The organism is Spongiactinospora gelatinilytica, from assembly GCF_003236385.1.
Taxonomy (GTDB): domain Bacteria; phylum Actinomycetota; class Actinomycetes; order Streptosporangiales; family Streptosporangiaceae; genus Spongiactinospora; species Spongiactinospora gelatinilytica.
On record NZ_POUA01000297.1, the window covers coordinates 1 to 9910 of the forward strand.

Here is a 9910-nt window from a genome sequence, read left to right on the forward strand (position 1 = left end):
GCATGGGCGCACGCGCGCCCCCGCCCCGCGTGCGCCCATGCCGCATGCCCCTGTCCGGAAGGGCGGTGCGCCTTCCCGGACGAGGGGCATGCGTCACGGCTCAGGCCAGGGAGATCGCGTCGCCCTCGACCTTGATCTGCTTTTCCGGGAGCGGTTTCGTCGCGGGCCCGGCCGCCACCGAACCGTCGGCGATCTTGAACTTGCTGCCGTGGCAGGCGCAGTTGATCGTCCCGCCGCTGACGTCCTCGACCGCGCACCCCTCGTGCGTGCAGGTCACGCTGAACGCCTTGTACTCGCCCGCGCCGGGCTGCGTGACCACGATCTGCTGCTCCTTGAAGATCGCGCCACCGCCCTCGGGGATGTCGGACGTCCGCGCGAACCCGCCCGCGCCGCCGCCCTCGCCACTGTCGTCGCCACTGCCCTGGCTCGTCGCCGGAGCCAGCGGAGCGGACGCGGTGGCCGAGTCGGTGCCGGCCGCGCCGCCGGGATCGCCGTACGACGAGCAAGCCGCCAGCACGGCCGCGAGGCCCGCGCCTCCCGCGCCCACGACCAGCACGCGGCGCGTGGGGTCTGAGGCCCCTGTGTACGTCTGCGCGGCATCCCGCCCGGGTGAGAGGTCGCTCATCGCGCGCCTCCCCGAGGACCGGACCCGACGTTCGGTGCGTGTCGCCACCTGTTCCTCACAAGCCCCTCCAAGCTGTTTCCTTACATTGACGTACGGATCAAACCGTCCGAATGGTTCAGCTTGCTCGGGCCGGATTGCCCGGTTCCACGCACATTTACCGATAGGGGCAGGGTGTCGTGACCGACGTCAGCCGACGACGATGCCGTCGTTCTGCACCTTCAGCGGGAAGGCCACCAGGGGCGCCTCCGCGGGACCGGCCACGCACTTGCCGGACTCGATGGCGAACTGGCTGCCGTGGCAGGGGCACTCGATCACGCCGTCCCCGACCTTCCCGACGGAGCAGCCCGCGTGGGGGCAGGTCGCGGTGTACGCCTTGAACACCCCCGCGCTCGGCTGGGTGACCACCAGTTTCCAGTCGTCGAACACCTTGCCGCCACCGACCGGGATGTCCGCGGTCTTGGCGATGACCTTCCCCTTGATCCCCGGCGGCACGGCGGGTGTGGCGGGGGCGTTCGAGCCGCAGGCCCCCAGTACGGCGGCCCCGCAGGTCACGCCCACGGCGCCGAGTGCGCCACGGCGCGTCAGATCGCGTCCGGGCATGACGAAACCACGCGTCGAATCCGACATGATGTTGCGGCCCTCCTCGCAACTCCCCCGATCAACCGGGCTCGCACCAGCGTATTGACCGCCCCCCTCGCTCCCGGATCCAGCCCTCTCCCGGCCCTGCGGCGAAACCGGCCGCGGCGAAACTGTCGGTGCCGGGGGCCATGCTTGTCCCATGGGCGAGACGGAGAGCGAGGGCGTGCGACTGCGGGCGGTCCGGCGCAGCGACCTGAAGGTGTTCCTGGCCCAGGAGCACGACCCGGAGGCGGCGCGGCGAGCGGGATTCGCACCGAAGGAACGGCCGAGCCGGTATCCGATGAAACGCCGCTCGTCGCCCCACCGTGAGATGACATGGCCCCCGGCTCGCCGTCCACCGCGATGGTGCGCACCAGGACGGCGGGATCGGCCAGGATGCGCTCGGTCCAGTGGGCCATGAAGGCGGCCTCCGGCCGAACTGGGGCCGCGGCATCGGCACCACGGCTCTGACCCTCTTCCTCAAGGAGGAACCGGTCCGCCCGCTGTACGCCGATCCCTTCGCCGGCAACACCGCCTCGGTGCGCCTGCTGGAAAGACTCGGTTTCCGGCGGCAGGGCATCGTTGCCCACGCCGCCGCCGAGCACATCCTCCTCGCCCTGCACGGCACGCCATGACCGTGGCCCCCACCCGACCGGCCCGGGAAGCCCCGCGCGCGGGCCGCAGGTGGCCCCGCCGCCCTTGGGGAGGGCGGCGGGACAGAGCGGGCCGGTCAGCCGGGGAGGATCTTGCGCAGGAAGCGGCCGGTGTGGCTGGCGTCGACCTGGGCCAGGTCTTCGGGGGTGCCGGTGGCGACGACGGTGCCGCCCCGGGAGCCGCCCTCCGGCCCCATGTCGATGACCCAGTCGGCGGTCTTGATCACATCGAGGTTGTGCTCGATGACGATCACCGTGTTACCGCCGTCCACCAGGCGGCCGAGGACGCCGAGCAGCCGGCGGATGTCCTCGAAGTGCAGGCCGGTGGTCGGCTCGTCGAGCACGTAGACCGTGCGGCCGGTGGAGCGGCGCTGCAGCTCAGAGGCGAGCTTGACGCGCTGCGCCTCGCCGCCCGACAGCGTGGTGGCGGGCTGGCCCAGCCGCACGTAGCCGAGGCCGACGTCGTTGAGGGTCTTGAGGTGCCGCTTGATCGCGGGGATCGCGTCGAAGAACGACAGGCCCTCCTCGATCGGCATGTCGAGGATCTCGGCGATGGTCTTGCCCTTGTAGTGGACCTCCAGCGTCTCCCGGTTGTACCGGGCGCCGTGGCAGACCTCGCACGGCACGTAGACGTCGGGCAGGAAGTTCATTTCGATCTTGATGGTGCCGTCGCCGGCGCAGGCCTCGCAGCGCCCGCCCTTGACGTTGAAGCTGAACCTGCCCGGCTGGTAGCCGCGCACCTTCGCCTCGCTGGTGGCCGCGAAGAGCTTCCTGACGTGGTCGAAGACACCGGTGTAGGTGGCGGGGTTGGAGCGTGGGGTGCGGCCGATGGGCGACTGGTCGACGTGGACGACCTTGTCCACCAGGTCCATCCCGTTGATCCGGGAGTGGCGGCCGGGCACCGTGCGCGCCCCGTGCAGCTCCTTGGCCAGCGAGGTGTACAGAATGTCGTTGACCAGGGTCGACTTGCCCGACCCTGACACGCCGGTGACCGCGGTGAAGACGCCGAGCGGGAACTCGACGTCCACGCCCTTCAGGTTGTGCTCCCGCGCGCCCTTGACCACGATCTGCCGCTTCTTGTCGCGCTTGCGCCGCTCGGCGGGCACCGCGATGGACCGCCGCCCGCTGAGGTAGGCGCCGGTCAGCGACTCCTCGCTGGACAACAGCTCGCTGACGGTGCCGGAGACCACGACCTGCCCGCCGTGCTCACCGGCCCCCGGGCCGATGTCGACGACCCAGTCGGCGGCGGCGATGGTGTCCTCGTCGTGCTCCACCACGATGAGCGTGTTGCCCATGTCGCGCAGCCGGATCAGCGTCTCCAGCAGCCGCTGGTTGTCGCGCTGGTGCAGGCCGATGGACGGCTCGTCGAGCACGTAGAGGACGCCGACCAGGCCCGACCCGATCTGCGTGGCCAGCCGGATGCGCTGGGCCTCGCCGCCCGCCAGGGTGGCCGCCGCACGGTCCATGGTGAGGTAGTCGAGCCCGACGTCGAGCAGGAACCCCATCCGGGCGTTGATCTCCTTGACCACCCGGGCGGCGATCTGCGCGTCGCGCTCGGACAGTGTGAGGTCGGACAGGAACTTGGCGCACTCGCCGATGGACATCGACGCGACGTCGGCGATGGACCGGTCGCTCACGGTGACCGCGAGCGTGACGGGCTTGAGCCGCGCGCCCTTGCAGGCCGGGCACGGGATCTCCCGCATGTAGCCCTCGAACCGCTCGCGGCTGGTGTCGCTCTCGGCCTCGGCGTGCCGGCGCTGCACCCAGGGGATGATCCCCTCGAAGGTGGTGTAGTAGGAGCGCTGCCTGCCGTAGCGGTTGCTGTAGCGGACGTGGACCTGCTCGTCGTGCCCGTGGAGCAGCGCCTTCTGGGCCTTCTTGGACAGCCGGCCCCACGGCGTGGCGAGGGTGAACCCCATCGCGTTGCCCAGCGCCTCGACCAGCCGGTTGAAGTAGTCGCTGGTGTGGCCGTTGGACCACGGCGAGATGGCGCCCTCGCCCAGGCTCTTGTCCGGGTCGGGCACCACCAGGTCGGGATCGACCTCCATGCGGGTGCCGAGGCCGGTGCACTCGGGGCAGGCCCCGAACGGGGAGTTGAAGGAGAACGACCGCGGCTCCAGCTCCTCGAACGACATGTCGTCGTAGGGGCAGTAGAGATGCTCGGAGTAGAAGCGCTCCCGGCCGGGGTCGTCTTCCGGCAGATCGACGAATTCGAGGGTGATCGTGCCGCCGGAGAGCTGGAGCGCGGTCTCCACCGAGTCGTTGAGCCGGCGGCGGGCCGACTCCTTGACCGCCAGCCGGTCGACGATCACCTCGATGTCGTGCTTTTCATACTTCTTCAGGGTGGGCGGCTCCTCAAGCCGCACCACCGTGCCGTCGACCCGCGCCCGGGCGAAGCCCTTGGCCTGAAGCTGGGAGAACAGCTCCGCGTACTCGCCCTTGCGCCCGCGCACGACCGGCGCGAGCACCTGGAAGCGGGTGCCCTCCGCGAGCTCCAGCACCCGGTCGACGATCTGCTGCGGGCTCTGCCTGGCGATCGGCCTGCCGCAGGCCGGGCAGTGCGGCTTGCCGATCCGCGCCCACAGCAGGCGCAGGTAGTCATAGACCTCGGTGATGGTGCCGACGGTGGACCGCGGGTTGCGGCTGGTGGACTTCTGGTCGATGGAGACCGCGGGCGAGAGCCCTTCGATGAAGTCGACGTCGGGTTTGTCCATCTGACCGAGGAACTGCCTGGCGTATGCCGACAGTGACTCGACATAGCGCCGCTGGCCCTCGGCGAAGATGGTGTCGAAGGCCAGGCTGGACTTACCGGAGCCGGACAGGCCGGTGAAGACGATGAGCGAGTCTCGTGGCAGATCCAGCGAGACGTCTTTGAGGTTGTGTTCGCGTGCGCCACGCACGATCAGGCGATCAGCCACGGTGATCCCGATGTAGGAGGTTGGAAGGGTCGATCCTGCTGCACGGGCAGGTTAGCGGGAGGCACCGACAAAATCTCGCCGACGGCCGCCGGCGCCGTCCACACACTTCGGGCGCACAACACCCCAGCGCAGGTCACTGGCTTCAACGCGGGGAAGGGACGGGTTATGCCCGGTGAGCATGATCCGGGTGGGGGAGGATGGGGCGGACCATGTGGGCGGTACGCCCCGACGGCAGCGAGGAGGATCACCATGACCTATACCGGCGACGTCAGCCAGGGCGGCCCCGCCGACGTCCGTGAGCTGGACGACATCACGATCGGCAAGCTGGAGGTGGGCGGCTTCGGCAACAACGCCTACCTGCTGCGCTGCAAGGAGACCGGCGACGGCCTGCTGATCGACGCCGCGGCCGAGCCGGAGCGGCTGCTGGAGTGGATCGGCGACGCGCCGATCAGCAAGATCGTGACCACGCACCGGCACCAGGACCACTGGCAGGCCCTGGCGGAGGTGCACCGGGCGACCGGCGCGACCGTGGTCGCCCATCCGCTGGACGCGCCGCACCTGCCGGTGCCCGCCGGGCTGGAGGTCGAGCACGGCGACCACGTCACGCTGGGGGTGCTCACGCTGGAGGTGATCCACCTGCGCGGGCACACGCCCGGCTCGATCGCGCTGCTCTACCAGGACGGCCACCTGTTCACCGGCGACTCGCTGTTCCCCGGCGGAGTGGGCAACACCGAACGCGACCCGGCGCGGTTCACCCGGCTCTTCGGCGACGTCAAAGAGCGGATCTTCGCCCGGCTGCCCGACTCGACGTGGGTCTACCCGGGGCACGGCAAGGACACCACGCTGGGCGCCGAGCGCGCGTCGCTGCCCGAGTGGGAGGCCCGCGGCTGGTAGCCCGGGCAGCGGTGCCGCAGGCCCGCCTGGGCGCTCAGCCCAGCCGGGCCCGCTGCTCGCGGCGCTGTTCGCGCTTGAACATCAGCACCCGCAGCGGAATGGCGGTCACCAGCGCGATCTGCATGCTGGCCCCCACCTTGATCAGCGTGTCGCCGCCCTCCGGCCAGGCGGCCCAGACGGTGAGGCAGGCCACGTTGATCATTATCCAGGCGAGCACCACGGCGGCGAGCTGCCCCTTGGGCTTGGGGTACTCGATCCGGCTGACCATCAGCCAGGCCACCGCGAAGATGGCCAGCAACGCGAAGTAGGACGGCGGGAACAGCAGCACCACCGACACCACCGTCATCGCGCCCATCGGGATGGGCAGGCCCATGAAGTCGCCGCTCTTGGTCTTGACGCAGGCGAATCTGGCCAGTCGTACGACGCCGCCGATCAGCACCGACCCGGCCGCGGCGAGCACCAGCCACAGCGGCAGCGCGGAGGAGAACCCCGCCCACATCACCACCATGAACGCCGGCGCCAGCCCGAAGCTGATCACGTCGGCCAGGTTGTCCAGCTCCGCGCCCATCGCCGAGGCCCGGAACCGCCGGGCCACCAGGCCGTCGAACAGGTCGCAGGTGGCGCCGATCAGCAACAGCACCACCGCGGTGGCGAAGTAGCGCGAGTCGGGGGCGAAGGTCCGGGTCTCCTGGAGCTGGCTGATGGCCGACCAGGCGAGCACGCACACCGCCAGGAAACCGCACAGCGCGTTGCCCAGCGACAGCGAGTCGGCGGCCGAGAGGCGGAACGCCTTGCCCACCGGCCCCTTCGGCTCGTCGTCGACTTCACCGGCGGTGTCCACCCGGTGGACGTCGTCCACCGGCCACCCCGCGTCAGCCGTGGTCAAGTCCGGTCACCCCCGCTATGGTCTTCTCACCGACGGTCACCGCAGGGATGATCCCCTCCGGCAGGTAGGTGTCCACCCGTGAGCCCAGCCGGATGAGCCCGATCCGCTCACCGCGCGCCACCTTGGCCCCCGGCGTCAAGTAGGGCACGACCCTGCGGGCCATCGCCCCGGCGATCTGCACCAGCTCGATGTCCCCGAGTGCGGTGTCGAAGTGCCACACAACGCGCTCATTCGCTTCGCTGTCCTTGTTGAAGGCAGGGAGGAACCCACCCGAGACATGCTCTACCGACGTGACGGTTCCAGCAAGAGGCGCACGGTTCACGTGTACGTCGAGCGGGCTCATGAAGATCGCCACTCGGGTGCGGCCGTCCGGCTGCGGGTCGACGCTCAGTACGACGCCGTCGGCGGGCGCCAGCACGCGGGCGGTCCCGGGGACGCGCTCCGGGTCGCGAAAGAACCAGAGCATGCCACCGGTGACCGCCGCCAGCGGTGCCGCCGCGAACGCCCAGCGGCGATCGCGGCGGGTCAGAAGCGACGTCACCGCGGTGGCCGCCACGACGGGCCCGAGCCAGGGCGAGACACCGCGGGCCAGCCGCACTCGACGGGAGAAAGTGGTTCGTGCTGAATCGTGGGACACGGGGAACCTTATGTGAGGATTTCCGGCTATTTGGTCGCCGCCTTCAGAAGGATGTTACCGATCCCACACCCCATAGTTGGCGCAATGAGACAAGCAAAGAGCCTGACACCCCGGGTCGGCTACCCCTGCTGAGTGGTCTGCGGACTGGTGGGAGCGTCCACGTCACCGCCCTTGCGCGCGTCGCTGCGCGCCTTGAGCAGGCTGGCCACCGTGGTGACGACCATGGTGACCCCGATGACCGTCAGGGACAGCCAGATCGGCACTTCGGGGGCCCAGGAGACGTGGTTGGAGTGCAGTGCCTCCAGAAGCAGCTTAACCCCGATGAAGGCCAGGATGAACGCCAGACCGTAGCTGATGTACACCAACCGCTGCAGAAGACCGCCCAGCAGGAAGTAGAGCTGGCGCAGGCCCATCAGCGCGAACGCGTTGGCGGTGAAGACGATGAAGGCGTCCTGGGTGAGGCCGAAGATGGCCGGGATCGAGTCGATCGCGAACATCAGGTCGGTGGTGCCGATCGCGATCATGACGATCAGCATCGGGGTGACCATGCGCCGGCCGTCCACCTTGACGGTGACCTTGGAGCCCACGTAGTCGTCGGTGGTCGGCAGCGCCCGCCGCGCCCACCTCAGCACGATGTTCTCGTTGACCTCCTCCTCCTTGCCGTGCTGGCGGACGATGCCGTAGGCGGTGTAGAGGAGGAAGATTCCGAACACGTAGAACAGCCAGCTGAAGTTGGCCAGGGCGGCGGCACCGAGCGCGATGAAGATGCCGCGCATCACCAGGGCGATCAGGATGCCGATCAGCAGCACCTTGTGCTGGTACGCCTTGGGGACGGCGAACCGGCTCATGATGATGAAGAAGATGAAAAGGTTGTCGACGCTGAGGCTGTACTCGGTCAGATATCCGGCGAAGAACTCACCCGCCTTCGCGCCCCCCGCCAGCACCCACATGCCGATCCCGAAGAGGGCGGCGAGGGCCACATAGAATCCGACCCAGAACCCGGCCTGGCGCATGGAGAACTCTCGGGGTTCTCCCCTGTCCACGATCCAGAGGTCCACGGCCAGCACGACAAGAAGGCCGCCGATCACGGCGGCCCATGCCCACACGGATACGTCCACGTTAGATTAACCTCCGGCGTGCGTGACAGACTGCCGGAGGTCTCTCCCGCCCGCGGAAAAGGCATGGCGGACCGACAGCCCCGGGGGCCTCGTGGGGTGAGGCGGCACCGTGATGACGAGACAGTCGCGAAAGGGATACTCCCCCCCTAACCCACGCAGTATAGGTGACAGGCGGGGTGGTACCTAATCTCGCTGGCCCGAAGCCGTCCCCAGGATAGACCGGTAGACGGCCAGGGCCGCAACCACCGCGTCTTCCTCGCCGGGAAGCGCCGCGCCGCGCCGCGCCGACGCCTCGGCCAGCCGCGCGGCGAGGCCGGATTCGCCGAGGACCCGCCGCACCGCCCCGGCCAGCGCCGCGACGTCGCCGTACGGCACCAGCAGCCCCGCCTCCCCGACCATGCCGGGAAGCCCGCCCACCGCGGTCGCGATGACCGGGCGGCCGGCCCGCAACGCCTCCTGAAGGCTGAGCGGCTGGCCCTCCCAGCGGCTCGGCACGACCACGGCGTCGGCCGCCGCGAGCAGGTCGGGGATGTCGGCGCGGTCGCCGAGCAGCCGCACCGGCAGGCCCTCGGCGGCGATCCTGGCTTCCAGCGGCCCGCGCAGCGGCCCGTCGCCCGCCACCACGAACAGCGCGTCCGGCACCGCCGCGGCCGCGTCGAGCAGCGTCTCCAGCCCCTTCTGCTGGGCGAGCCTGGCCACGGTCAGCAGCAGCGGGCGAGCGGCGGGCACGCCCAGCTCGTCCCGGGTCCGTCCCGGCGTACGGCCCGCGGCCGGCAACGGCGGCGCCGGGACGACGGCGGGCACCACCCGCCGCGCCCCCAGGCCGGTCATCCGCGCCCCCAGATCCGGGGAGACCGGCAGGACCACCTCGGCCCTCCTGGCCACGACCCGCTCCAGCGCGCGGTACACCGCTCCCACCGCTCCTCCGGCGGTGAGCGCGTTGTGCAGCGTCACCGCGACGGGCACCCGCCTCCCGGTGAGGGCGAGCGCGGCCAGCGCCCCGGCGCGCAGACCGTGCGCGTGTACCAGGTCCGCCCCCGCCCCGCGCAACGCCGCCATGGCCCGCAGATCGCTTCCCGGATGCGGCCGGTCCGCGATCGGCACCGCCAGGAAGCCCGCGCCCACCTCGGTGAAGGCGAACCGCTCCTGGGTCTCGCGCGGCCCGGCCACCGCCACCCGGTGCCCCCGGCGCGCCAGGCCGGACGCCAGGGTCCGCACATGCCGTCCGACGCCGCCCGCGCTGGTCCCCAGCACGAGCAGAATCCGCGCGTCATCCATCCACTCGCTCCTCGATCGCCTCGCCGCGCCCGCCGGGCCGTACCTTCGCAAGGGCCGCCAGCGCGTCGCGTCGGTCCACCAGCACCGCCACCGCGCCGCCGGCCACCGCCGCCGCGAGGCCCGCGAGCAGGGCGGGCGGCACGTTGGCCCACACCCCCGCGGGCGTACCGGACAGCGCCACCACACCGGCCCCCGCCGCGTACGCGGCCAGCCCGCCGAACAGCGCGGCGGCCCCGGCCCTGCCCATCCCGCGCAGCGCGGCCCGCCCGCGCGTCCGCAGCAC

Annotated in this window: 10 protein-coding genes; 2 read left to right on the top strand and 8 right to left on the bottom strand. The window is 70.7% G+C overall.

Annotated features, from left to right (window positions below; all coding sequences use genetic code 11):
- Window positions 1-100 precede the first annotated feature (100 nt).
- The gene (locus C1I98_RS28835) at window positions 101-625 is read right to left on the bottom strand and encodes a Rieske (2Fe-2S) protein (RefSeq protein WP_111170552.1); all 525 of its coding nucleotides are present in this window, start codon (window positions 623-625) and stop codon (window positions 101-103) included.
- A 186-nt stretch (window positions 626-811) separates the two neighbouring features.
- Entirely contained in the window at window positions 812-1252 is a 441-nt protein-coding gene (locus C1I98_RS28840) for a Rieske (2Fe-2S) protein (RefSeq protein WP_233508279.1), read from the bottom strand.
- A 401-nt stretch (window positions 1253-1653) separates the two neighbouring features.
- On the opposite strand from C1I98_RS28840, the gene C1I98_RS28845 reads away from it, so the two are divergent.
- On the top strand, window positions 1654-1878 hold the full coding sequence (locus tag C1I98_RS28845; RefSeq protein WP_233508280.1) for a GNAT family N-acetyltransferase: 225 nt from the start codon (window positions 1654-1656) through the stop codon (window positions 1876-1878).
- 95 nt (window positions 1879-1973) lie between these two features.
- Here the strand turns inward: C1I98_RS28845 and uvrA are convergent, their stop codons facing one another.
- Window positions 1974-4814 (bottom strand): excinuclease ABC subunit UvrA, encoded by a 2841-nt coding sequence (gene uvrA, locus C1I98_RS28850; protein ID WP_111170555.1) that lies wholly within the window; start codon window positions 4812-4814, stop codon window positions 1974-1976.
- Between the two features lie 249 nt (window positions 4815-5063).
- Between uvrA and C1I98_RS28855 the strand changes: the two genes are divergently transcribed.
- Window positions 5064-5708 carry an MBL fold metallo-hydrolase gene (locus C1I98_RS28855; RefSeq protein ID WP_111170556.1) on the top strand — a complete coding sequence of 215 codons (645 nt, stop codon included), beginning with the start codon at window positions 5064-5066 and terminating at the stop codon, window positions 5706-5708.
- Window positions 5709-5742: 34 nt separating this feature from the next.
- Here C1I98_RS28855 and pssA read toward each other — a convergent pair whose 3' ends face one another.
- From pssA to C1I98_RS41800, 5 genes are all read right to left on the bottom strand, one after another.
- Window positions 5743-6594 (bottom strand): CDP-diacylglycerol--serine O-phosphatidyltransferase, encoded by an 852-nt coding sequence (pssA, locus tag C1I98_RS28860; RefSeq protein WP_111170557.1) that lies wholly within the window; start codon window positions 6592-6594, stop codon window positions 5743-5745.
- Window positions 6581-7231, bottom strand: a complete 651-nt coding sequence (locus C1I98_RS28865; protein ID WP_111170558.1) for a phosphatidylserine decarboxylase — start codon at window positions 7229-7231, stop codon at window positions 6581-6583. Before C1I98_RS28865 ends, pssA begins: the two co-directional genes overlap by 14 nt.
- Before the next feature lie 119 nt (window positions 7232-7350).
- Window positions 7351-8349 (bottom strand): TerC family protein, encoded by a 999-nt coding sequence (locus tag C1I98_RS28870; protein WP_111170559.1) that lies wholly within the window; start codon window positions 8347-8349, stop codon window positions 7351-7353.
- Window positions 8350-8532: 183 nt separating this feature from the next.
- Entirely contained in the window at window positions 8533-9627 is a 1095-nt protein-coding gene (locus C1I98_RS28875; protein WP_111170560.1) for a glycosyltransferase family 4 protein, read from the bottom strand.
- The coding region (locus C1I98_RS41800) for a hypothetical protein (protein ID WP_438672118.1) at window positions 9620-9910 on the bottom strand (291 nt) is incomplete at its 5' end. The genes C1I98_RS41800 and C1I98_RS28875, both read right to left, overlap by 8 nt.